This is a genomic window from Brevundimonas sp., assembly GCF_046295595.1.
Classification (GTDB): Bacteria; Pseudomonadota; Alphaproteobacteria; order Caulobacterales; family Caulobacteraceae; genus Brevundimonas.
Genome location: NZ_JBKBMX010000001.1, coordinates 177,258 through 200,164, shown reverse-complemented (window position 1 = coordinate 200,164; position 22,907 = coordinate 177,258). Strand labels below are relative to the sequence as shown.

Here is a 22,907-nt window from a genome sequence, read left to right as displayed (position 1 = left end):
AATGTTTCGGCGCAGCAGTCAGCATCCCTCATGCGCGCAGGCAGACAGGCCCGGGCCGGCCTCAGGCAGCGAGCGCCCGCGGCGCGAGCGCCAAGCCACCACCAAAGAAAAAAGGTCAGACGGCCTGTAAGCCGGGTTCTGTTCCGCCCCGAGGAGCGGCGACGATCATTCCTCTGGACCGGCCATTGCTGACCGGTTCTCGCGACCTACCCGGACGCCTCGGGCGATGAACCCTGCGGACAAGCCCGCGCGACATCCCTATTCGGTCTTGCTCCAGGCGGGGCTTGCCATGCCGTCCCTGTTGCCAGGCACGCGGTGGGCTCTTACCCCACCCTTTCACCCTTACCGGCCTCGCGAGGCCGGAGGTTTGCTTTCTGTGGCGCTATCCCTCGGGTCGCCCCGGGCGGGAGTTACCCGCCGCCTTTTCACCGTGGAGCCCGGACTTTCCTCGACGAGGCAAGCCCCGCCGCGACCGCCCGGCCGTCTGACGCGGGCTAAGTGCGCGCTGCCCCCCTTGACGTCAACTAGTTCAGCACCCCGGTCGGACTCTCCGCCGTCGCCAGCTGCAACACCCCCATCAGCGTCGCCCGCGTCTCGCCGTCGGCGATACCGTCGACCCGCGCCGGCCGCCAATGGCGCTGGAAGGCCTCGACGGTCAGTCGGGTCGCCTCGTCATAGTCGCCGCCCGGCGGCAGGGCGTAGCCGAGCCGGTGCAGGCCGGCGCGCAGGACGATGACGCCCAGCCCCTCGTCGCCGACGCCCAGCGGCGCGCCGAGGGCGGCGATCCGCTCCGGGGCGGGTTCGAACCAAAGGCCGTGACCGACGGAGGCCAGCCGTTTCCACGGGAAGCGTTCCCCGGGGTCTTGCTTGCGATCCGGAGCGAGATCGGAATGGGCGATGATGCGGGCGTCGGGGATGGTCCAGCGGGTGCGGATGTCGCTGACCAGGCTGATCACCGCGTCGATCTGGACCTCGGGGAAGTCGCGATAGCCGAACTCATGCCCCGGATTGACGATCTCGACGCCGATCGAGGTGGCGTTGCAGTCGGTCTCGCCCTGCCAGGTGCCGCGGCCGGCATGCCAGGCCCGGTGCTCCTCGGCGACCAGTCGCAGGATGGCGCCGTCCTCGTCGACGACATAGTGGGCCGAGACCTTCGCCGCCGCGTCGCGCAGGCGGGCCACGGCGTCCTCGGCCGTGCGCATCCCGGTATAGTGCAACACCAGCATGTCGGGCGGGGCCCGCCGATGATCGAAATTCGGCGACGGCGCGTCGCGCACGACCAGCATCTAGCGGCCCGGCCGCTCCCAGCCATAGGCGACCCAGGCGCCGTCGACCTTGTGCGCCTCGATCACGTCGTCGGCCCGGCGGGTGCGGGGCGTGACCCGCCGACGGGCGCGCACCGCCAGACCGGCGAAGAACACCAGGGCGGCGGCGAAGACCGCGATGACCGCGACCGCGGCGGCCGCGAAGACAGCCAGCACCGCGCCCACGGCCATGGCGGCCAGGGTGGCGAACAGCCCTCCAAGCCAGGCGGCCGAAGCCAGCAGCCCGTTGGCGGGGCGGCGACCGGCGGGACCGGGGCCAAAGATCATGCGGTCGGACGGGGTCATCGATTCACCTCTGGGGACGCTGCGAACAACGCCGAACTCCGAATGTCGGTCCATCGGCATGAACCGTCAATGACCGGCCGCTTTCACAGGCGAGTGTCCGATTGTCGCTGTTCAGTAGGGCCGGTCAGCCAGCACCGTGGCGCCGGAGGTCCGCGCCCGCTCGGTCTGCAGCTGGCGCACTGCGGCCTCGGCCTGCGGATCGTTGAGGATCGAGCCGACGCCGACCAGCACGCGAGCGGCCTCGCCCGACACCCCGAACATCTCCGACAGGGCGGCGAATGGCGACTTCGATTCCGGATAGCGTTTGAAGCGCACCGACTCATCCGTCGGGATGCTGGCCAGCTGACGGGCCTTGGCGATCGCCTCCTCCAAGCCGCCCAGTTGGTCGACGAGGCCGAGCGACTTGGCCTGGGCCCCGGTCCAGACCCGGCCGCGGGCGATCTCGCGAACCCGCGCGGCGGGCAGGCTGCGACCGCGGGCGACGCGAACGACGAACTCCTCATAGGTGCGGTCGATCCCGGCGGCGAAGGCGGCGCGGTCGGCCGCGTCGAACGGCTCGGACGGCGAGAAGGCGTCGGCATAGCCGCCGCCGACGGTCAGATTGCGCATGTCGACGCCGAACCGGCCGAGGGCGTCGGCCAGCACCAGCTTGCCGCCATAGACGCCGATCGAACCGGTCAGGGTCGAGGGCTGGGCCACGATCCAGTTGGCTTCCGAACTGATCCAGTAGCCACCCGAGGCGGCGTAGTCGCCCATCGACACCACCACCGGCTTGCCGGCCGCCTTGGCCGCGCGCACGGCGGCGAGGATCTGCTCCGACGCGTCCGGCGAGCCGCCGGGCGAGGAGACGCGGAAGACGATGGCCTTGACCGAGCTGTCCTCGATGGCGTCGTAGATCGCCTCGGCGACATCGTCCGACATCATCGTGGCGCCGCTGCCGAACGGATCGGCGTCCCCGCCCGTGCCGGTCAGGATTGCGCCCTCGCCGCCGACGATGGCGATGGCGTTGCGGCCCGAGCCGTCACGGTCGCCCTTGGACGAGGCGTAGTCGCCGAACTCCATGATCTCCGAGCCCTTGCCGGCGCGACGTTTGGCTTCCGCCTCGGCCTCCTCGACCTGGCCGACCTTGTCGATCAGGCGGCGCCGCAGGGCTTCGGCCGACGAGTGCGGACCGGCCTCGATGGTGGCGCGCAGGGCGGCCGGCGTGACCTTGCGGTCCTGCGCCGCATTGGCCAGGGCCGAGGTGTAGATCGAGGTCAGCCAGGCCGACATCGCCTCGCGATGGGCCGGGGTGTAGTCGCTCTCGGTGAACTCATTGACCGCGTTCTTGTATTCGTAGCGCTGCTCGAACTGGGCGTTGACGCCGTATTTTTCGAAGGCGCGGCCGAGGAACAGGGAGTCGGCCGAGACGCCCGCCACCTGGAAGGCCGAGGTGTTCTGCATCCACAGCTCGGACGCCGAGGCCCCGATCATATAGCTGGAGACGGCGGTTCCGACCGGCTGGAAGCCTTGGGCGTGGGCGATGACGATCTTGCCGGAGCGGCGGAAGCGGCGGACGGCCTGACGGATCTCGTCGGCGGCGGCGGGGGTGATGCCGGCTTCCGGCAGGCGGATCAGCAGCGCCTTGACCCGGCCGTCGTCCTCGGCCTGGGCCAGGGTGTCGACGATCTGCATCGTCGACAGGCCGCCGCCGCCGAACACGGCGAACGGATTGGTCGGGGCCTGGTCGGTGACGCCCTCGCGCAGGTCCAGCTCCAGCACCGTATTGGACGGCGTCGGCGCCTTGGACGAGGCCGAACTGACCGCGATGGTGATCAGCACCACCGGCACGATCACGAAGAACAGGATCAGACCGGCGAAGACGCCGAGCATGGTCAGGAAGAACTGCTTCATGGGAGGGGGTCAGGATCCGGGGCGCGGGGCCGGGCTTGGCCACGTTCGACCATAGGGCGGGAGGCTTTGCCGTCAAATGAACGTCCCGTAACAGGCGAATGCGCCGCAGGACGGATGGTGCGGTGCAACGGCGACGATTGATGACCGGCCCGCTTGTCCCTATATGAGCCGCCTGCGAGCGGGGGCCTATCGCCCCGCGTCACTTCGGACCGCACTCCCCATGCTGGTCACCCTGATGAAGGCCAAGCTTCACCGCGCCACGGTGACCCAGGCCGATCTCGACTACGAAGGCTCGATCGCCATCGACGGCGACCTGCTGGACGCCGCCGGCATCCTGCCGCACGAACAGGTCGATGTGCTGAACATCACCAACGGCGCGCGCTTCACCACCTACGCCATCGAGGCTCCGCGCGGCTCGAAGGTCATCGGCGTCAACGGCGCCGCCGCCCGCCTGGTGCAGAAGCACGACAAGGTCATCATCGTCACCTACGGCCAGCTGCCGCAGGAAGAAGCCCGCCAGTGGTCGCCGACCGTGGTGCTGCTGGACGACCGCAACGAGATCAAACAGGCGGCTTGATCGACCCCTGCACGAACTGAAAAAGGCCCGCCGTCGCCGGCGGGCCTTTCTTCATTGGTCGTTGCTCTACCGGTTCAGATCATACACGCCGGTGATGTCGATCCGCACCGTCAGCTGGCCGGCGGCGACCGGCGTCGAGCCCGCGTCCTGGGCCATTTCGGCCCGGGCGTACATAATCGGCTGCGGCGGCTGGGGCGAATAGCCGCCGCCCTCGGTCAGCGAGCGGATGCCGCCCAGCGGCACGCCCAGCGCCTGCGAATACAGCGCCGCCTTGGCCTGCAGGTTGCGCACGGCCAGCTGGCGGGCCTGGTTCTCGGCCGAGGTCGGATCCTTCAGCCCGAAGGAGATGCCGTCGATCTGGTTGACGCCCGCCGCGACCACGGCGTCGGCGGTCGTGCCGACGGCGTCCAGGTCGTTGATTATCACCGTCACCCGGTTGTTGGCCTGATAGCCGCGCAGCCGGGGCGGCTCGTTCTGGACGTAGTCATACTGGGCCGACAGGTTCAGGCCCGAGGTCTGGACGTCGCGCGCCTCGATCCCGGCACGGCGCAGGGCGGCCATGACCTGGTTCATCCGCGTGGCGTTCTGGCTCATGGCCTCGGCGGCGGTCGTGGCCTCGGTGACGACGCCGAAGCTGATCGTGGCCATGTCCGGCGCGGTCTTGACCTCGCCATAGGACGAGAGGTTCAGCGACGGGCGCTCGGTCACCGCCTGGATGGTCAAGGGGGCGCCGCCGCCGGGCTGGCTCTGGGCGAAGGCGGACGGCGCGACCGCCATCAGGGCGACGGCGGCCATGACCGCGCCGCCCATCAGCAGGACGCGGTTCGGAACGGCCGGCAGGGCGGCGGCGGCGCGGGCGGTGGCGGCGGGGCGGTTCATGTCAGTAGTCTCCGTGGTGCGAAGGACGATCCATCCGGCGCCGATCGTGTCGGGCGTCCGTGGCCGAACCTTGGCCTTTAACGCCTGAACGGGCGAGGGGGCTGCACTGGCAGGAACCGTTCATCGATGTGAATTCGGCGACAGGCCGGGGTCGGAACCAAGGCGCTTGGCAAGCCGCCGCCCGGCCTGCTAGGCCGTGCCAAGGCGGCTGGACGAGGCGCCACGGAGGGCGCGTAGCTCAATGGTTAGAGCCGACCGCTCATAACGGTCTGGTTGGGGGTTCGAGTCCCTCCGCGCCTACCAGTCTGATTCATCCGACCGCGCCGGACGCTAAGGGCGATTTCGGCCCGCTTCCGTCCTGACGACCGGACGCACCGACGATCGCTCCACCAGCGAGACGTCGAACACGGTCTGGCTGCGGACCCCGGGTCCATCGGTGATGCGCTGGACCAGGGTTTCGATGGCGGAGCCGATCATCGCCTCGATCGGCATGTCGATGGTGGTCAGCGGCGGCGTGTTCAGCGCCGCCCACGGGATGTCGTCGAAGCCGACGATGGAGACGTCGTCCGGCACCGACAGGCCGAGGGTCTGGAGATGACGCATGGCGCCGATGGCGATCATGTCCGAGCCGGCGATCACCGCCGTGACCGCGCGCCGGTCGAGGGCGGCGGTCACGGCGGGGTCCAGATCGAGGGAAAAGGCGTTTTCGACATGCCAGGCGAGGCGGGCGGATCGCTGGATGGTCTGGACGGCTCCCTCGGCCCGGTCGCGGGCGCTGGAGGCCGCCGTCGGGCCCGAAATAACGCCGATGTCGACGTGACCGGCCGCGATCAGATGGTCCGCCGCCAGCCGGCCGCCGAGGGCGTAGTCGGCGAGGACCACGTCATGGTCCGGCAGGTTGCGGTCCAGAACCACGACCGGGATGCGGTCCAGTTCCGGGGCTGGACGCCGTCCCCTGGGATTGCTGTCGTCGATGGGAAACCAGAGCAGGCCGTCGACGCCGTGGTCGATCAGAAAGCGGATGGCCGTACGCTCCTCCTCCGGCGCGCCGCCCGTGTCGGCGATCAGTACGCTGTAGCCCTGACGGCGGGCGGCCTGCAGGACCGCCTGGGCCAGACCGGGAAAGAAGGGGTTGGTCAGGTCGGGCACGACCAGACCCAGAACGCCGGTGCGGCCGGTCTTCATCGCCTTGGCGCTGGTGTTCGGACGGTAGCCCAGGCCGGCGGCGACCTGGAGAATGTGGGCGCGGGTCGCCTCGCCGACCGAGCCCGAGCCGTTGACGGCATAGGAGGCGCTGGCCAGCGAAACGCCCGCCGCACGGGCCACGTCCTTCAGGGTCGGACGGCGGGAAGTGTCCATTCCGGGCGGGAACCTTGTCTGAAGGCGGCGATCGAGCCGCCCCGCCGCCTCAGTGGGCAGCGGGGCGTTCGAGGTCAAGCATCGGGTCAGAAGCGGGTCCGCAACGAGACGGTCACCGTGCGCGGCGCGCCGACGAAATAGCGGTCCAGGGTGCGGACGTTCGGACCCGACAGCAGGCCGAACTCCGGCTGGGTCGCCGTCGCGCTGCTGACCGCGGCGATGTAGGTCTCGTCGAACAGATTGTCGACATTGACCTGCAGTCGCGTGGACGGCAGACCGGCGCGCTCCAGATCGTGACGAACGGTCAGACCCACGATCGTATAGGCGTCCACGGTCTCGACGCCGACTTCCCGGAAGTCGGTCGGGGCGACGATATGGCCGCCGACCCGCTCCCCGACGTGACGCGCGCTCAGCTCAAGGCGCGTCGCCGACGTCGGCGACCAGCCGATCTGGGTGAACAGCGAGTGCTCCGGAATATCCCGCACCCGGGCCCCGCCGATGATCCCCAGCGAGGCCAGGCTGGCGCGCGCTTCGCTGCCGGCGGCGGGGTCGTCGTGGGTGGCGTCCTGCCAGGCGTAGGCCGCGTACAGGTCGAACGCGCCCACCTCCTGGAACCCGGTGACCTCGACCCCGCGCGAGGTCTGCCCCAGGGTGTTGGCGGCTCGCGTGGCGACATTGCCGCGCACGATCTCGTCGGGGTCGAGGGTCGCGGTCGGGTCGCGGGGAACGATGCCGACGCCGTTCTCCAGATCGAGGTCATAGGCCTGGATCGAGAAGGCCCGGCCGCCTGAGACATAGCGCAGCCCAAGGTCCAGGTTGCGGGTCTGGATCGGCTCCAGGGCGTCGGGATCGATCACCGCCGTCGAACCGAGGAAGGCGTCCTCCGGAATGCCCGAGAAGTTGCGGGCGTAGCCGCCGAACACTTCCCATTCGGGCGTCAGACGCCAGGTCGCGCCGACCTTGGGGTTGACGTCCGAGGCCTGGGAAAACTCCAGATGGGCCTGGTACTCCAGCGGCGAACGCGCGTCGTAGCGGACATCGTACCAGGTCAGGCCGAGGGCCAGTTTCAGCCGGTCCTCGTACAGCCGCACCTCGTCCTGCAGATAAAGCATGACGGTCTCGACCCCGGCCGTGCGCTCGTATTCGACATGGTTCAGCTGACCGCGGTCGTAGCCGATGCCGCGGGTCGGGTCGGTGATGCGGTAGAAGTTGCGGCTCTCGCTGGAGTCGCCGCCCTCGTACCAGGCCCCGGCCCGGACAGTGTGACCCCCGAACAGATCCTCGATGCGCAGTTCGGACGTCACGCCGTAGCGCTCGCGATCGCGCGGCGTGACCCGCATATCGGCCGGGCCGCCGACAACGTTGCTGTCGCGCGTGGTGATCAGGGCCGGTCGGACGGCGCCGCCGTTGGCGTTGTAGCCAGTGACGGCGCGCGGGTCGGTCCCGGTCAGGCGACGGGCCCGATCCTGGTAGCGGAAGGAGTCCCCTTCCAGCGTCTGGTAATACGGATTGAGGCTGAGGCTGATCCGGTCGCTGAGCAGGAACCGGCCGTTGACATAGGCCAGCAGGTCCTTGCGCGTGCCGCCCAGGCCGCCGCCGAAATCGACGTCCCGCGCCGGGATGCCGGTGATGGCGTCCGTCGCCCGATCGCTGCGCGGATCGGCTTCGAACTCGCCCTGGGTGACGATGTTGAAGTCGTTGTCGATCTGGTCGTTCCAGGAGACGCGGCCCTGAATCCGGGAGCCGTTGTCGAACACCTTGCGCAGCTTGACCTCATAGTGGTCGCGCTCGCTCGAGCGGCTGTTCCGCCCCGCCCAGATGTCGTTCTCTTGGCGTGACGCCGACGCATAGCCGCTGAGACCGGAAGCGAACTCGCCGAAGTCGGCCCGGACATAGGCGCGGCGGAAGTCGAACGAACCGAGGCCGGCTTCGACGGTGAGGCCGGGATCGCGGGCCGGATTGTCGGTCACGAAGTCGATGAAGCCGCCCAGGGCGAAGCGCGACGGCGCGCCGATATCGCCCGCGCTCTGCGAGACGACAATCCGGCCGATGTTGCTGGATTCGATGAAGCGGGTCGGCGGCGATCCCCCGTTGAAGCGCGCGTCGCCGGTGGGAACGCCATCGATCGTCAGGCCGATCTGCTCCTTGTTCAGACCGCGCATATACAGTTCGAACGAGAAGCTGCCGCCGCGCGCGTCCCCGGTGGAAACCTGCACGCCCGGAACCTTGATCAGGCCCTGCATGATATCCGCGCCCAGCGGACGCTCGCCGATGTCTTCCGCGCCGAGCGTGAAGGTGGCCCGCGGCAGGCCGGAGCCAAACCGTTCCGCGGTGACGACCACCTCGTCGATCTCGGTCACCGGCTCGGCCTGCTGCGCCAGGGCCACGGATGTCTGGCCCAGAACCACACACAGGGCGCCGGACGCCATCCAGATTGATTTCTTCACCGTCAAACCCCCGCTTCACTCCAAATGAGTGAAACGTTTCATATCCGGGACGAATGACGCCTGGATTTCGGTTGGATGACGCTTTGAAATTTGAGTCGAAGGGGCCGGCCGCGATCCCGCAATACGAGACTAACGGCGGCGAGCCGGGAGCTCTTCCCTCCCCTGCGGCGACTAATGAAGCGTTTCACTAGCCGCCGCAGCCCTCAGATCACGGCCGCCTCAGATGACGGCCGTCCCGGACGCGGCGACCCGCGTCGCCCCTTCCTGCGCCACCGGAGACAGCCGGCGCCAGGCGGCGAGGGCCTGACCGACCACCTGGTCCATGTTGTAGTAGCGGTAGGTCGCCAGACGACCGACGAAGGTCACATCCGGACGCTCGGCGGCAAGCGCCTCATAGCGTTTGAACAGGGCCTGGTTCTCCGCTCGCGGGATCGGATAATAGGGGTCGCCGTCGGCGGCCGGATATTCGTAGGTGACGCTGGTCCGGCGGTGCGCCTGCCCGGTCAGATGCTTGTACTCCGTGATCCGGGTCCAGGGCGTCGCCTCGTCGGGATAGTTGACGGTCGCCACCGGCTGGAAAACCTCCCGGTCGTGCGTCTCGTGCTGGAAGCGCAGCGAGCGGTACGGCAGACGGCCGAAGCGATGATCGAAGAACTCGTCGATGGGTCCCGTAAAGATCAGCCGGTCGTACAGAACCTCGTCCACCACATCGCGGTATTCGACCCCGGTCTCGATATGGATGCGTGGGCTGTCCAGCATGTTCTCGAACATCCGCGTGTAGCCATGCTTCGGCATCGCCTGGAAGGTATCGGTGAAATAGCGGTCGTCGGTGTTGGTCCGCGTCGGCACCCGCGCCGTCACCGACTTGTCCAGCTCCGAGGGGTCCAGCCCCCACTGCTTGCGGGTGTAGCCGCGGAAGAAGGTCTCGTAGAGCTCGCGACCGATGGCGTTGACGACCACATCCTCCGACGTCCGGATTCGCTCGACCGGCTCGGCGCGGCTGGCGAGGAACGCCTCGGCCTCGGCGTCGGACTTCAGCCCGGCGCCATACAGGGTGTTCAGCGTCGTCCGGTTGATCGGCATCGGCACCTGCTGGCCGGCCACGTCCGCCAGCACCCGGTGCTCATAGGGCCGCCATTCGGTGAAGCGCGACAGGTACTGGAAGATGTCGGCCGAGTTGGTGTGGAAGATATGCGGGCCGTACTGGTGGATCAGCACGCCGGCCGCGTCCAGCTTGTCGAAGGCGTTGCCGCCTATATGCGGCCGACGATCGATGAGCAGGACGTGTCTCCCCTCGCTGGCCAGCCGCTCGGCCAGCACCGAGCCGGCGAAACCGGCGCCGACGATCAGGGCGTCATAGTGCGACCGGCGGATCGGCGGCCAGGCCGCCGGCGCGGCCTTCGCCGGGGCCGCTGGCGTACTGCGTTTGCGGGCGGCGGCGTCGACCAGAACCGTCATCCGCAGCAGCGTCCGGTCCCATGACAGGGTCGACAGGGCCTCGTCGACCTCGGCCAGCCAGGCCCGGTCCGTGCTGTGCGTCAGCGCCAGCATGGCCGCGCAGCCGGCGACGAATTCCTCGGCGGTGGCGGCGATGCGGACCGCCTCCAGTTCGCCGTAGTGCCGGATCACGTCGCGCACGGGCGTCGACACCACCGGCCGGCCGGCGGCCAGATACTCGGGCGTCTTGGTCGGGCTGATGAAGCGCGTCGACTCATTGATGGCGAACGGCATCAGGGCCACATCCCACCGCGCGAGACAGCCCGGCAGGTCGTCGTACGACTTCTGCCCCGGGTAGGTCAGATTGGGATGTTGCGGCAGGTCGTGGGGCGCGATCTTGGCCAGGGGTCCGACCATTTCGAAATCCCACTCAGGGCGCGCCTCGGCCACCCGCGAAATGAGTTCCAGATCCATCCGCTCGTCGATGACGCCGAAGAAGCCCAGCCGCGGCCGGCCGTTTGCGCGATCCGTCGCCATCGAGCGGGCGCGGGCGAAGTGGGTCCTGTCCACGCTCGACGGGAACGGGTGGATGTTGTCGTGCAGCGCCTTCTTCGCCTCATAGAGGGTGTGGCCGCCGGTAAAGACGACATCGGCCGAGGCGAACAGCTCCCGCTCGAGCGTCGTCAGCTCCGGCGGGGCAAAGCGGAAATTGGCCAGTTCGTCCATGCAGTCATAGACCACTGCCGCCGCCTCGATGTGGCGGGCGACCGGAACCATCATCGGCGTGTAGTACCAGAGCACCGGACGCTCGATGTCCTGCGCCGCCATGGCCTCGTCGAGCAGCTGACGCAGCACGGCGTTGCGGCTGGGGCCGTCCAGGCCGTCGGGCAACCGGGGCGTCGCCACGACCACGCCGCTGGCGGCGCACACCCGCAGGTCGACCCCCATCGCGGCGCCCGCCTCGACCGGCAGCGGCTCCTCGAACACCAGCACGGTCCGGGTCGCGGCGAAGCGGGACAGCAGGTGTTGCGGCCGCTGGAACACGAAATTCCAGCGCAGGTGCGACAGGCAGACGATGGGGTCTGTCCGGCGCGCATCCAGCAGGTCGATGACGCGGGACTCGGGGGGGTTCGATACGGACTCGGGCAAAGGGTCAGCCTTCTGGGTGCTAGAGAGACGTGAAAGGGGCGGCGCGGGCGGCGACCGGATCGAAGCGCGGAGGCGCGGCGATTGCTGCCGGATGACAGGGCGGATATTCGAGGCGGGCGTCATGGTCCCACCAGCCGGGAGCGGAATCCGGTCCGGTCATCGCCCCGTGACGGGCCAGACCGTGAAGCGCCGGGGCGAGGTCGGTCGGTCGCGGCCCGTCGCCCGCCGAAAGATCGAACACGCCCGGTTCATAGCGACCGTTGTCCTCGGTCAGCAGCGTGTCCCAGTCGTAGCTTCCCAGCAGCGCCCAGACGGTCACCGCCTCGACCGCGATGCCGTCGTCGCGTGCCGACAGCGCCGCCGACCATGCGCTGCTCAACCAGCGTTGCTGTTGTTCCGGCGAGGAGCCGAGATGGCATTCGGTCACCGCCAGCGGAATCCGGTACCGGTCCCACAACAGGCCGAGGCATCGCGCCCAGCTGCACGACTGCCGGTGCAGCACCCGGACCGCCTCGACATCGGCATAGGCGAGCCGGCCATTGCCGCCGTGCGCGCGCGCCGGGTAGCGCTCCAACCGTTCATCCAGGAACCGGTCGCTGGTCACATAGTGGTTCAGGCCGATGAGCCCGGGCGGACACGGATCGGCGGCCAGTTCGTCCAGCCGGTCCGAATGGCCGCGCCGGTCCAGGTCCCCGCGCAGCGGATGACCGTCGACCACCCGGCCGCACAACAGGTCCCATGTTATCAGGCGACGGTCGTTCTCATAGGTCGCCTGGTCGGCGCAGCCCGCCGTCGACCACGTCCACCCGAAATCCTCCGTCTGCACCAGCCGCGCGTCGGGGACGGTCCGCCGGATCGCGGTCATGGCCGCCCGGGTCGCCTCGATCTGATTCAGCAGGGCGGTCCAGAACAGCCCTTCGTCGCGGCCATGCGGATGCCAGTGCCCGTACAGGGCGCTGAACCGCGCGGTGGTCAGCGGTTCGTTGACGGGGGTCCAGTCCGTCACCCACGGATACCGTTCCGCCGCCCGGCCGGCGAATTCGCCGAGGCCCTCCGCAAAGCCCGGGTCGAGCAGGTCGGTCCAGCGGGGGCCCGAGCCATGATGCAGCAGCCCGACCACCGGCCGCAGACCCAGTTCGCGAAGACGCGCCATCCGTGCGTCGGCCCAGGACCAGTCGAACACGCCCGGGTCGGTCTCCACCCGTTCCCACAGGATCGGATACCGCAGGGCCTTCAGGCCCAGGGCCGCGAAGGCGTCGAGGTCGGTGATGCGGTCCTGATGGCCGGACAGAACGGTCTGGTCACGCCAGCGATCTCCGACGCGGTTGACCGTGCACTCATGGCCGCCCCACAGCTCGAGGGGCGCGCTCATGCGACCTGACGCGCCGGCGCCAGGGCCGGACCGAAGCGGGGGTTCAGGCGCCAGGCCACCGCCACCCGGACGATCTCGTCCAGATCGGTGAAGGCCGCCCGCCAGCCCAGACGCTCGCGGGCCAGCGACGGGTCGGCGACCAGGCTGGCCGGGTCGCCGGAGCGCCGGTCGCCGATGCGGTACGGCGTCTTGCGGCCGGTGGCGCGGTCGACGGCGCGGATGACGTCGAGCACGGAATGGCCCGACCCGACCCCCAGATTCATCGCCGCGAACGGCGCCTCGCCCATCTCAAGCCCGAGGGCGAGAACATGCGCGCGGGCCAGATCGGAGACATGGATGTAGTCGCGCACGCACGAGCCGTCCGGCGTCGGAAAGTCCGCGCCGAACACCGTCAGCGCCGGCCCGAACCCGAGCGCCGCCTCGATCGCCAGCGGGATCAGATGGGTTTCCGGATCGTGCGCCTCGCCGATCTCGCCCGCCGCGTCCGCACCGGAGGCGTTGAAATAGCGCAGCGCCACCCCCTTGAGCCCATAGGCGGCGGCGCAGGCGGCGATCAACCGTTCAGCCGCCAGCTTGCTGTCGCCATAGGGGTTGATCGGCTGCAGCGGCAGGCTCTCCTGCAGTGGGGCGAGGACATCCTGTAGATCCGGCTGGCCATAGACTGCGGCGGTTGACGAGAAGACGATCCGCTCCAGGCCCGTCTGGCGCATCGCCGCCAGTACCGCCGCGACGCCGTTCAGGTTGTAGTCCCAGAAGAGGTCGGGCGCCCGGTTCGACAGCCCGACCTCGATCAGGCCGGCGAAATGGATGACGGCGCGGGCGTCGTGCAAGCGGATGCAATCGGCCACCGCCCCGGCGTCGCGGACGTCGCCGCGCACCAGCGGGCCCCACTGGACCGCCTCGGCGTGGCCGTTACAGAGGTCGTCGAACGCCACCGGGACATAGCCCGCCGCGGCCAACGCCTTGCAGGTATGCGAACCGATGTAGCCGGCGCCGCCAGTCACAAGAATGCGTTTTGCCGTCGTCATGTCCAGCCGCCTTTGCGGAGGAAAGGACGGCTGCGGCCTGATTGTTCCTGTGTTGGGAAGTCGTCATTGACCCAAACCTTCACAGTAAGGCGGCAACATTGATCTATGATAAGATGTAGTCAGATATGTCGGATAGCTTACTTATCTTTTTTTGACCTACCCCAGCCGACCACTCAACGATGCGCCGCTTTCGGAACTCGACAGAGGAACCCTCATGGCTCCATGGCGCTGTTGAGGCTCAGGGCCCTGCCGGGACCCGCGAGGAACCGATCATGTTGGCGATGGACTACCGCGGACCCCGCCGGGTGCGGATCGAAGAAAAGCCCATGCCGTTTCTCCGGCATCCGAGAGACGCCATCGTCCGCGTGACGCGGTCGTGCATTTGCGGCTCGGACCTGCACCTCTACCACGGCATGGTGCCGGACACGCGGGTCGGCATGACCTTCGGGCACGAGTTCTGCGGCGTCGTCGAGGAGGTCGGCTCGGCGGTCGACAACCTGTCCGTCGGCGACCGGGTCCTCGTCCCCTTCAACATCGCCTGCGGCCAGTGCCATTTCTGCAAACAGGGCCTGTTCGGAAACTGCCACGAGTCCAACCCCGAGGCGACGGCGGTCGGCGGCATCTTCGGCTATTCCCACACCGCCGGCGGCTACGACGGCGGCCAGGCCGAATACGTCCGCGTGCCCTATGCCGATTTCGGCCCGACCATCATCCCCGACTGGATGGATCCGGACGACGCGGTGCTGCTGACCGACGTGGTCCCGACCGGCTACCAGGCCGCCGAAATGGGCGGCATCCAGACGGGCGACACGGTGGTGGTGTTCGGCGCCGGCCCCGTCGGCCTGCTGGCTGCCCGCAGCGCCTGGCTGTTCGGCGCGGGCCGGGTGATCGTCATCGACCACATCGAATATCGCCTCGACTTCGCCCGCACCTATGGCCCGGCCGAGGTCTATGATTTCCGCGAGATCGGCGACCCCGTAGTCTTCCTCAAGAAGGCGACGGGCGGTCTCGGCGCCGACGTCTGCATCGACGCCGTGGGCGCCGACGCCTCCGGCAGCGGCTGGCACACCCTGTTCGGCAAGAAGCTGAAGCTGGAGGCCGGCTCGGCCGTCCCGCTGCACTGGGCCATCAACTCGGTGAAGAAGGGCGGCGTGGTCTCGATCGTCGGCGTCTACGGCCCGACCGGCAACATGATCCCGATCGGCAATGTCGTGAACAAGGGCATCACCATCCGCGCCAACCAGGCCGCGGTGAAGCGGCACCTGCCCAAGCTGATCGAACATGTGAAGGCCGGCCGGATCGATCCCAAGGCGATCATCACCCACCGGGTGCCGCTGGAGCACGTCGCCGAGGCCTACCACCTGTTCTCATCCAAGCTGGACGGCTGCATCAAGCCGGTCCTGATCCCCAACGCCGCCTGAAGGAGACCGGTATGACGCAGAGCACGCGCGCCAGAGCCGCCGCCGACACCCTCCAGCCGCGGATCGACCCGACCACGGTCAACGGCTGGGGCGTCGACGCCGATATCGAGAACGATCCGACCTGGCCGATGCGGGACCGTTCGAAGGATGACGGACCCGGTCTCAACTGGGACCGGCCCCCGCTGCAGACCTCTGACGTCGAGATCCTGCAGTCGGTGGAACACGAGCGGCGAACGGCGACCTATGGCGTCTCGACGCCGCCCCGGGGCCTCAGCGGCGCGATCCGCCGGCGCGCCTTCGCCTTCAGCGAGAGCCAGTGGGGCCACTGGCTCCTCCTGATGGCGGCGGACCGCGTCGATGCCGTCGAGGGCCTGATCGAGGATGTCCGCCGCGGCCGCATGCCCAATCCGCTCGTGGAAATGGGACTGGTGAAGCAGGCCCGCTCAAGGGAAGCCGCAGCCGCCACCGCCGCGGCGGTGGGTATCGGACTGATGGCCGTCATCTGGCTGCTGCGCCGGGACCGCGACTAGACTCACCCCAAGGGGCTGTCGCTACCGCCCCCAGCCCCCGCCGCGGCTCCAGCGGTCCTCGCCGCGGTAGCGACCGTCGTCGATGTAGCGCCCGTCGCGGTCGTACCAGCCCTGGCCGCTCTGATACTGGTCATAGCCGTCCAGCGAATAGCCGTCGTCCTGGTACTCCAGCCCCAGCAGGCCGTCCTCGCTGTCCCACCAGTCGCGCGGATAGGAGCCGAAGGCGCATTCCCAGCCCTCGCCCGGACGCCAGTAGGGCTCGTACCGGCCGCGGTAGCGGTCGCGGAACTGCGGCCGGCAGACGTGCTGCGAATAGACCCGGTTGTCGCGCGCCTGAACATTGGCGCGGTCTTCGGCGTAGATCACGTCGCGCACCCCGGCGAAGACGTTGTTGATCACCACCGCGCTGCCCGAGGCGGCGGCGACGCCGACCGTGGCGGCGCGGATGCGGCTGTCGGTCAGCCGCAGCTCGCCATTGTACAGCACCACCCCCTTGTCCGAGCGGCCGACCCGGCTGCCGGTGATGTCGACCGAGGCGCCCTCGATGGCGACCCCCTCGACATAGCCGACGATCGCCGTGTTCTCGATCTCGATCCGGCCATAGTCCCGGCCCGAGCGGACAATGACGCCGATCGAGCGCGGACCGAAGGCGTTCGGCGCCCCCGTGCCCTTCAGGGTGGTCGAGGCGATGCGCGAGGTCTGGCCGGCCCCGGGGATCAGCTCAAGACCCGACTGGGCCCCGGTGACGACCATCTCCCAGGCGTTCAGCACGGCCCCGTCGGCGACGATGGCGGGGGCGATGGTCTGGGCCTCGATCACCGTATTGCGCACGTCCAGCAGGCCGCCGTCGACATAGATCGCGGCCTCGTCGCCGGCGTGGCGGAAGCCGACGCGGTTCATGATGATCTCGGCGCCGTAGCCGACCACGCAGGCCGCGTCGCCGGCGCGCGGCGAGGCGAACACCACGTCGCGGATCTCGACCCGCACGCCCTGGGCGACGGTGAGGCACGGCAGGCCGTCCGGCGCCTGCAGCGTCGGGTTGCCGGTACGGGCCCAGTCGCGCGGATCGAAGCCGCTCTCGCCGATGATGGTCAGCGGCTTGTCGATGTTCAGCCACCCGACGCAGGCCCCGGCGCGGGCGCGGATCACCAGCGTGCCGCCCGGCCGCACCCGCCGCACCGCGTCCTCGACCGCGCCGCTGCCGGGATTGCCGCCGCAGTCGACCAGCACGATCTCCTCGCCGCCCGGGCGATAGTGATCAGGCCGCCAATCCGGGCGATGCCGGCGATAGTCATAGCGCCGGTGGTTCGAACCGCGGTTGCGATAGCTGCGCGTCGGCGGGTCCAGCAGGACGCCGAAGTTCGGCCGGGTCTGGCTCTCGACCCTGGCCGCGACCTGGGCGTGGGCGGCGGGGGCCGGCGACAGCGAGACGCCGACCACGGCGGCGGCGATCACGCCGAGTCCGGTGACCGTTGCCTGCATCCGGGCGAAGGGGAAACGGGTCGACATGGGTCCACGCCCTCCTTAACGGCGCTGCTGCGAACGGGAGACCTGGGCCAGCACGGCCTGCAGGCGGGCGGCCGAGGGGCCGAAGCCGGACAGGGCGGAGTCGATGCGCAAGGCCACGGCTTGGGCCTTGTCCTGATCGGCCACGCCCGAGACGCCGAGGGCGAAATAGCTCGACATGGCGAACTTGGCCTCGGGGCTGCCCTGGCGCGCCGCCTCGTCGAACCATTTGAAGGCGCGGGCGTAGTCGGCCGGCAGGCCGATGCCTTCGGCGTACATCACCGCCAGCACCAGCTGCGCCTCGGACGAGCCGTTGACGGCGGCCAGCTGGATGGCCCGCACCCGCTCCAGATATGACAGCCGGCCCTCCATCGGATGGCCCAGCATCGCCTCCAGCGTCTCGATCTGCCGCTTCGACAGGTCCTCGGGACGCGTCGCCGCGGTCTCGGCGATGCCGAGGTAGCGCAGGGCCCGGCCGACATGGATGAACGGCAGCTCGCTCGCCATCCGCGTCAGGGCGTATTCATAGGCGTCGCCGCGCGGCCGGCTCTCGTCCGAGAAGGGCACGCCCGAGGCCGGCGCCTCATTGGGATAGAATTCGAACGGCGGCGTCCACTGCCGGGCCTTGGCCTCGACGAAGCGGCTGTACTGGTCGCGGCTCGGGGCGGATTTCTCGAAATCCTTCATCAGCACATAGGCGCCGACATCGCCGGTCTGCACCGCGAGGTAGTTGTACAGATAGGCGTCGACGTCGTTGCGCGGGAACAGGCTGGTGGCGGCGCGATAGCCGCGCCGGCGCCGGTCGCGCTCCGCCGCCGAACCGCCGCCGCCGCCGCCCCGGCCCCAAGCCTCGCGCGCCTCGCGATTGTCCTCCGGCTCGCCAAACGGGCCGTACAGGCCGTCATGCAGCCGCGCCAGGGTGCGGAAGCCCTCGGCGTCCTGGGTCGACAGGACATAGACGACGCGGTCGCGCACCGCCTCCTGCTCTTCCCGCGTCATCTGGCCCAACTGACGGTCCAGCCGTTGATAGGCGGTGTGCCGCTCATAGGCCCGGCAGTCGTCGTATTTCGACAGCGGCCGCCAGTCGCCGAAGCCGCCGCGGTCGACCCGGTTGATCGGCGCGTAACCCTCGTCATTGGACAGCGCCATGGCGTACCAGGTCGCGCTCTCGATCGGGTCCTCGATATTCTTGTCGGTGGCCCGGACCGCCGAATAGCGCGAGCCCAGCTCCAGCTGAGCGAAGAAGTCGCCGCGGAAGGCGGCGCGGCGCAGCGCGCGCAGGCCGGCCTCCTGGGCGTTGAACTCGGAGCCGGTCAGGGAGGCGGGGCGCGGGCAGGCGTCAGAGCTGGCGTCCGCCCTCTGCCAGAAACGGACTCCGCCCCTGCGGTCGCCGCACGAGGCCATGCCGAGGGCGGCGATCGCGAGCACGCCAGCGACCGCGGCGATGGCGAGCGGAGCCCGCCGACCACCCGAACGGGGCCGGTCGTCGTGATTCGAATGATCGTCGCGCATACGCCCCCCCTCTCGATCAAAAGCCGACAGCCCCGGGGCCCGCGCATCCACCCTTGCGCAAGCGTGACAGTTCCGTCCAGTTAACCATCTGTCAAGGTTAACGCTGGTTTGCGACAAAGCGTTGCCGCATCTCGGCCCTTTTGTGTGCGGTACCGGACTTAGCGTCGCGAATCAGGGGTTTGCGAATGCATTTGGCGGGAGAAACCTCCTCTCGCCAGTCACGACGGGCGTCCCTATATGCATCGGCCTGACCGCCGGAGCTCCAAATGGCCTACCTCGCACGCGACGACCGACCCGCCGACAAGGCCGCGCGCTACGCCGAGCTGGAGGCCGAAATCCTCGCCGTGCTGGATGGCGAGCCCAACCGCGTCGCCCGCATGGCCACGGTCGCCTCCATGCTGGCCGACGCCTTCCCCGTCTTCTTCTGGACCGGCTTCTACGTCGTCGATCCGGGCAAGCCCGACGAACTGGTGGTCGGCCCCTACCAGGGCACGCTGGGCTGCCTGCGCATCGCCTTCGGCCGCGGCGTCTGCGGCACGGCGGCGCGGGACCGCGCGACCCAGATCGTCGACGACGTCCACGCCTTCCCCGGCCACATCGCCTGCGACCCCCGCTCGGCCAGCGAGATCGTCGTGCCGGTGTTCGACGCCTCGGGGGACCTGATCGCGGTATTCGACGTCGATGCGACCGAAACGTCCGCTTTCGACGCCACGGACGCCGGGGCGCTGGAACGGTTGATGGCCCGGGTGTTCGGTTAGCGGGCGAGCAAGCGGACTGGCCCCCTCGCCTGCTTCGGACTATCTATCGAACGAGGAGATCACAGATGGCCAATGCCCGTCCCAAGGCTTTGATCGACAAGATCAGCGCCCTGCCCATGGATCGGATCGCCGAGATCGAGGATTTCGTCGACTTCATCGGCCAGCGGGAAAAGGCGCGCTCGCTTTCGCGAATGGCCGCCGCCGCCAGCGCGCCCGCGTTCGCCGTTGTATGGAGCAATCCCGAGGACGACGCCTACGATGCCCTCTGAACCGACGGAGTTCGGGTTCGGCGACATTGTCCTGGTCCCATTTCCGTTCACGGATCAGACCGCGGTTAAACGGCGACCGGCCGTCGTGATCAGCGCGCTCGCCTACAACCGCGAAAAGCCGGATGTGATCGTGATGGCCGTGACCAGCCAGATGCGGCCGATCGCTTCGCTTGGCGAGGTGTGGATTCGGGACTGGTCCGAAGCAGGTCTTCTGAAGCCCTCAGCCGTCAAGGCGGTGATTGCGACGCTTGAACAGCGGCTGATCATCCGGACGTTGGGGCGGCTCACGACCCGGGATCAGACCGACCTGCACGACGCTGTAACCCGGATAATCGGCTGACCGCTGGGCGTTTCGAATTCGAGGATGAAATGAAGGAACGGGTAATCGCGATCACGGGCGGCCATGGCGCGCTGGGCCGCGCCGTCGTCGAGGCGGCGCTGGCGGACGGTCTGCGGGTCGCCGTGATCGATCACGCCTCGGGGCACGCTGCCCCGGACGGCGTGTTGGAATTGGGCGGCGTCGACCTGACCGATCCCGCCTCGGCGACCCGGGCCATCGACGCCGTTGTCGCCCGTTTCGGCCGGCTGGACGCCCTGCTGAACATCGCCGGCGGCTTCGTCTGGCAGACCACGGACGACGCCGACCCGGCCTGGGCAAAAATGTTCGCCCTCAACCTGACCACCGCCCTCAACGCCAGTCGCGCCGCCCTGCCCCACCTGAAGGGCTCGGACGAGGGCCGCATCGTCAACGTCGGGGCCAACGGCGCCCTGAAGAGCGCGGCCGGCATGGGCGCCTACGCCGCCTCCAAATCCGCCGTCCACCGCCTGACCGAAAGCCTCGCCGAGGAGCTGAAGTCGACCTCGGTCACCGTCAACGCCGTCCTGCCCTCGATCCTCGACACCGCCCAAAACCGTGCGGACATGCCCGACGCCGATCCGGCGACATGGGTTCAGCCCTCCGACCTCGCGAGCGTCATGCTGTTCTTCGCCTCGCCCGCGAGCCGCGCCGTCACCGGCGCCCTGATCCCCGTTACGGGCCGCGTCTGATGCAACTCACCCGCTCGGTCCTCTACCTGCCCGCCAGCAATCCGCGCGCGATCGAAAAGGCGCGCGGCCTCGACGCCGACGCCGTCATCCTCGACCTCGAGGACGCCGTCGCCCCCGACGCCAAGGCCGAGGCGCGGCAGGCCGCCGTCGCGGCCCTGACCGCCGGCGGTTTCGCCGCCCGCGTCGGCGTCCGGGTCAACGGCCTCGACACCCCCTGGGGCGCCGACGATCTGGCCGCCCTCGCCGGCCTGACGCCCGACTTCGTCGTCGCCCCCAAGATCGAAAGCCCCGAAGCGGTCCATGAGGTCGCCGCCCGCCTCCCCGCCGACGTCGCCCTGTGGATCATGGTCGAGACGCCGCTGTCGGTCCTGCGGCTCGACGCCATCGCCGGCGCCGGAGCCGGAGCCCCGCTCGCCGCCCTGATGCTGGGCATCAACGATTTTGGCGAGCGGATGAACCTCGTCCTCGACGCCAACCGCGAGCCGCTCAAGCCATGGCTGGCCGCCGTCGTCGCCGCCGCGCGCGGGCACGGCCTTCTCGCGATCGACGGCGTGGTCAACGCCACCGACGACGCGGAGCGCCTCCGGACCGAATGCCGGCAGGGCCGCGCTTTCGGCTTCGACGGCAAGAGCCTGATTCACCCCGCCCAGATCGCCGCCGCCAACGCCGCCTTCTCTCCCTCCCCCGAAGAGGTCGCCAAGGCCCGCGAGATCGTCGCCGCCTTCGCCGCCGCCGACGCCGCCGGCAAGGGCGCGATCCGGGTCGGCTACCGCATGGTCGAGCGCCTGCATCTCGAGGCGGCCCACAGGCTACTGGCCCGTCACGAGGCGGCCTCGACGCCGCCGCAAGTCGCGCCTATCTAGTCCGTCCAGAAACAGAACTCAGCGGCGGCCCTCAAGCAGCGAGCGGCCGCGCCGCGAGCGCCAGGGCCCCATTTTCCCCATGACCAAAGCCGTCATCGCCGCCACCGGCCTGTTCACGCCGGAACAGTCCATCTCCAACGCGGAGCTGGTCGCGGCCTACAATGCGTATGCGCAGCAGTTCAACATCGACCACGCCGCCGAAATCCTCGAGGGCGATGTCGCCGAGCTGACTCCCTCCTCCGTGGAGTTCATCGAGAAGGCCTCGGGCATCAGGTCGCGTTTCGTCGTCGACAAGGCCGGCATCCTCGACCCGGCCCGGATGACGCCGCACATCCCCGAGCGTGGCAACGACGACCTCTCGCTCATGGCCGAGATGGCCGTGGCCGCCGCCCGCCAAGCCATCGCCGCCTGGGGCAAGCCGGTCAGCGAGATCGGCGCCGTCCTGTGCGCCGCCTCCAACATGCCCCGCCCCTATCCGGCCCTGTCGATCGAGGTGCAGCAGGCCCTGGGCATCGACGGCTTCGCCTTCGACATGAACGTGGCCTGCAGCTCGGCCACCTTCGGCATCAAGACCGCCGCCGACTTCATCGCCTCCGGCTCGGTCAAGGCCGTGTTGATGGTCAACCCGGAGATCTGCTCGGCCCATCTGAATTTCCGCGACCGCGACAGCCACTTCATCTTCGGCGACGTCGCCACCGCCGTGATCGTTGAGGCCGAAGACCAGGCCGTCGGCGGCTGGGAAATCCTCGGCACGCGGCTCAAGACCGTGATGTCCAACAACATCCGCAACAACTTCGGCTTCCTCAACCGCGCCGCCCTGCCGACCGGCAAGGCCGAACCGGTCGTCGACGGCGCGACCGACAAGCTGTTCGTCCAGCAGGGCCGCAAGGTCTTCAAGGATGTGGTGCCGATGGTCTCGGAGATGATCATCGACCACGCCGCCGACCTCGGCGTCGATCCCGCGCCCCTGAAGCGGCTGTGGCTGCACCAGGCCAACATCAACATGAACCAGTTCATCGGCCGCAAGGTGCTGGGCCGCGAGCCGACGCCCGAGGAGAACGTCATCATCCTCGACGACTACGCCAACACCTCCTCGGCTGGCTCGATCATCGCCTTCCACCTGCATCAGGACGGCATGGAACCCGGCGACACGGGCCTGATCTGCAGCTTCGGGGCCGGCTATTCCGCCGGCACGGTGTTCGTCCGCAAGCGCTGAGCCGCCCCCTTGGAATAACCGCGTCACCATTGCG

Annotated in this window: 20 protein-coding genes, 1 tRNA gene and 1 other RNA gene; 10 read left to right on the top strand and 12 right to left on the bottom strand. The window is 69.1% G+C overall.

What is annotated here, in order from left to right; translation table 11 throughout:
* Positions 1-111: 111 nt before the first annotated feature.
* The 4 genes from rnpB to sppA form a co-directional block, all read right to left on the bottom strand.
* An RNA gene (rnpB, locus tag ACK4JY_RS00970) (RNase P RNA component class A) lies at positions 112-488 on the bottom strand.
* Between the two features lie 36 nt (positions 489-524).
* Positions 525-1,286, bottom strand: a complete 762-nt coding sequence (locus ACK4JY_RS00965) for an N-acetylmuramoyl-L-alanine amidase (RefSeq protein WP_409602272.1) — start codon at positions 1,284-1,286, stop codon at positions 525-527.
* The gene (locus ACK4JY_RS00960; RefSeq protein WP_409602270.1) at positions 1,287-1,610 is read right to left on the bottom strand and encodes a hypothetical protein; all 324 of its coding nucleotides are present in this window, start codon (positions 1,608-1,610) and stop codon (positions 1,287-1,289) included. It abuts the gene before it with no gap.
* A 111-nt stretch (positions 1,611-1,721) separates the two neighbouring features.
* A complete protein-coding gene (sppA, locus tag ACK4JY_RS00955; RefSeq protein WP_409602268.1) occupies positions 1,722-3,503 on the bottom strand; it encodes a signal peptide peptidase SppA in 1,782 nt (593 codons plus the stop codon).
* Positions 3,504-3,723: 220 nt separating this feature from the next.
* Here sppA and panD point away from each other — a divergent pair, with 220 nt between their 5' ends.
* On the top strand, positions 3,724-4,080 hold the full coding sequence (panD, locus tag ACK4JY_RS00950) for an aspartate 1-decarboxylase (RefSeq protein WP_409602266.1): 357 nt from the start codon (positions 3,724-3,726) through the stop codon (positions 4,078-4,080).
* Positions 4,081-4,146: 66 nt separating this feature from the next.
* Here panD and ACK4JY_RS00945 read toward each other — a convergent pair whose 3' ends face one another.
* Entirely contained in the window at positions 4,147-4,959 is an 813-nt protein-coding gene (locus ACK4JY_RS00945) for an SIMPL domain-containing protein (RefSeq protein WP_409602264.1), read from the bottom strand.
* A 227-nt stretch (positions 4,960-5,186) separates the two neighbouring features.
* On the opposite strand from ACK4JY_RS00945, the gene ACK4JY_RS00940 reads away from it, so the two are divergent.
* Positions 5,187-5,262, top strand: a tRNA-Ile gene (locus tag ACK4JY_RS00940).
* 27 nt (positions 5,263-5,289) lie between these two features.
* On the opposite strand, the gene ACK4JY_RS00935 is transcribed toward ACK4JY_RS00940, so the two are convergent.
* The 5 genes from ACK4JY_RS00935 to galE form a co-directional block, all read right to left on the bottom strand.
* The gene (locus tag ACK4JY_RS00935; RefSeq protein WP_409602262.1) at positions 5,290-6,318 is read right to left on the bottom strand and encodes a LacI family DNA-binding transcriptional regulator; all 1,029 of its coding nucleotides are present in this window, start codon (positions 6,316-6,318) and stop codon (positions 5,290-5,292) included.
* 86 nt (positions 6,319-6,404) lie between these two features.
* Positions 6,405-8,765 (bottom strand): TonB-dependent receptor, encoded by a 2,361-nt coding sequence (locus tag ACK4JY_RS00930; protein ID WP_409602260.1) that lies wholly within the window; start codon positions 8,763-8,765, stop codon positions 6,405-6,407.
* 219 nt (positions 8,766-8,984) lie between these two features.
* The gene (gene glf / locus ACK4JY_RS00925) at positions 8,985-11,351 is read right to left on the bottom strand and encodes a UDP-galactopyranose mutase (protein WP_409602258.1); all 2,367 of its coding nucleotides are present in this window, start codon (positions 11,349-11,351) and stop codon (positions 8,985-8,987) included.
* A 19-nt stretch (positions 11,352-11,370) separates the two neighbouring features.
* Positions 11,371-12,723 carry a hypothetical protein gene (locus tag ACK4JY_RS00920; protein ID WP_409602256.1) on the bottom strand — a complete coding sequence of 451 codons (1,353 nt, stop codon included), beginning with the start codon at positions 12,721-12,723 and terminating at the stop codon, positions 11,371-11,373.
* A complete protein-coding gene (gene galE, locus ACK4JY_RS00915) occupies positions 12,720-13,751 on the bottom strand; it encodes a UDP-glucose 4-epimerase GalE (RefSeq protein ID WP_409602254.1) in 1,032 nt (343 codons plus the stop codon). The genes ACK4JY_RS00920 and galE overlap by 4 nt, the downstream gene beginning before the upstream one ends.
* Positions 13,752-14,077: 326 nt before the next feature.
* On the opposite strand from galE, the gene ACK4JY_RS00910 reads away from it, so the two are divergent.
* Both ACK4JY_RS00910 and ACK4JY_RS00905 read left to right on the top strand, forming a co-directional pair.
* Entirely contained in the window at positions 14,078-15,172 is a 1,095-nt protein-coding gene (locus ACK4JY_RS00910) for a zinc-dependent alcohol dehydrogenase (protein WP_409602252.1), read from the top strand.
* An 11-nt stretch (positions 15,173-15,183) separates the two neighbouring features.
* Positions 15,184-15,702: a hypothetical protein gene (locus ACK4JY_RS00905; protein ID WP_409602250.1), complete on the top strand. Its 519-nt coding sequence runs from the start codon at positions 15,184-15,186 to the stop codon at positions 15,700-15,702.
* A 21-nt stretch (positions 15,703-15,723) separates the two neighbouring features.
* Here the strand turns inward: ACK4JY_RS00905 and ACK4JY_RS00900 are convergent, their stop codons facing one another.
* Positions 15,724-17,211: a hypothetical protein gene (locus ACK4JY_RS00900; RefSeq protein ID WP_409602248.1), complete on the bottom strand. Its 1,488-nt coding sequence runs from the start codon at positions 17,209-17,211 to the stop codon at positions 15,724-15,726.
* A gap of 15 nt (positions 17,212-17,226) precedes the next feature.
* A complete protein-coding gene (locus tag ACK4JY_RS00895) occupies positions 17,227-18,720 on the bottom strand; it encodes a tetratricopeptide repeat protein (protein ID WP_409602246.1) in 1,494 nt (497 codons plus the stop codon).
* Positions 18,721-18,986: 266 nt separating this feature from the next.
* Here ACK4JY_RS00895 and ACK4JY_RS00890 point away from each other — a divergent pair, with 266 nt between their 5' ends.
* From ACK4JY_RS00890 to ACK4JY_RS00865, 6 genes are all read left to right on the top strand, one after another.
* Positions 18,987-19,478: a GAF domain-containing protein gene (locus ACK4JY_RS00890; RefSeq protein WP_409602244.1), complete on the top strand. Its 492-nt coding sequence runs from the start codon at positions 18,987-18,989 to the stop codon at positions 19,476-19,478.
* Positions 19,479-19,543: 65 nt separating this feature from the next.
* On the top strand, positions 19,544-19,747 hold the full coding sequence (locus tag ACK4JY_RS00885; protein ID WP_409602242.1) for a hypothetical protein: 204 nt from the start codon (positions 19,544-19,546) through the stop codon (positions 19,745-19,747).
* Positions 19,737-20,087, top strand: a complete 351-nt coding sequence (locus tag ACK4JY_RS00880) for a type II toxin-antitoxin system PemK/MazF family toxin (RefSeq protein ID WP_409602240.1) — start codon at positions 19,737-19,739, stop codon at positions 20,085-20,087. Before ACK4JY_RS00885 ends, ACK4JY_RS00880 begins: the two co-directional genes overlap by 11 nt.
* 29 nt (positions 20,088-20,116) lie before the next feature.
* On the top strand, positions 20,117-20,794 hold the full coding sequence (locus ACK4JY_RS00875) for an SDR family NAD(P)-dependent oxidoreductase (protein ID WP_409602238.1): 678 nt from the start codon (positions 20,117-20,119) through the stop codon (positions 20,792-20,794).
* A complete protein-coding gene (locus ACK4JY_RS00870) occupies positions 20,794-21,657 on the top strand; it encodes an HpcH/HpaI aldolase/citrate lyase family protein (RefSeq protein ID WP_409602236.1) in 864 nt (287 codons plus the stop codon). Before ACK4JY_RS00875 ends, ACK4JY_RS00870 begins: the two co-directional genes overlap by 1 nt.
* Before the next feature lie 79 nt (positions 21,658-21,736).
* On the top strand, positions 21,737-22,873 hold the full coding sequence (locus tag ACK4JY_RS00865) for a beta-ketoacyl-ACP synthase III (protein WP_409602234.1): 1,137 nt from the start codon (positions 21,737-21,739) through the stop codon (positions 22,871-22,873).
* The last annotated feature ends 34 nt before the right edge of the window (positions 22,874-22,907 follow it).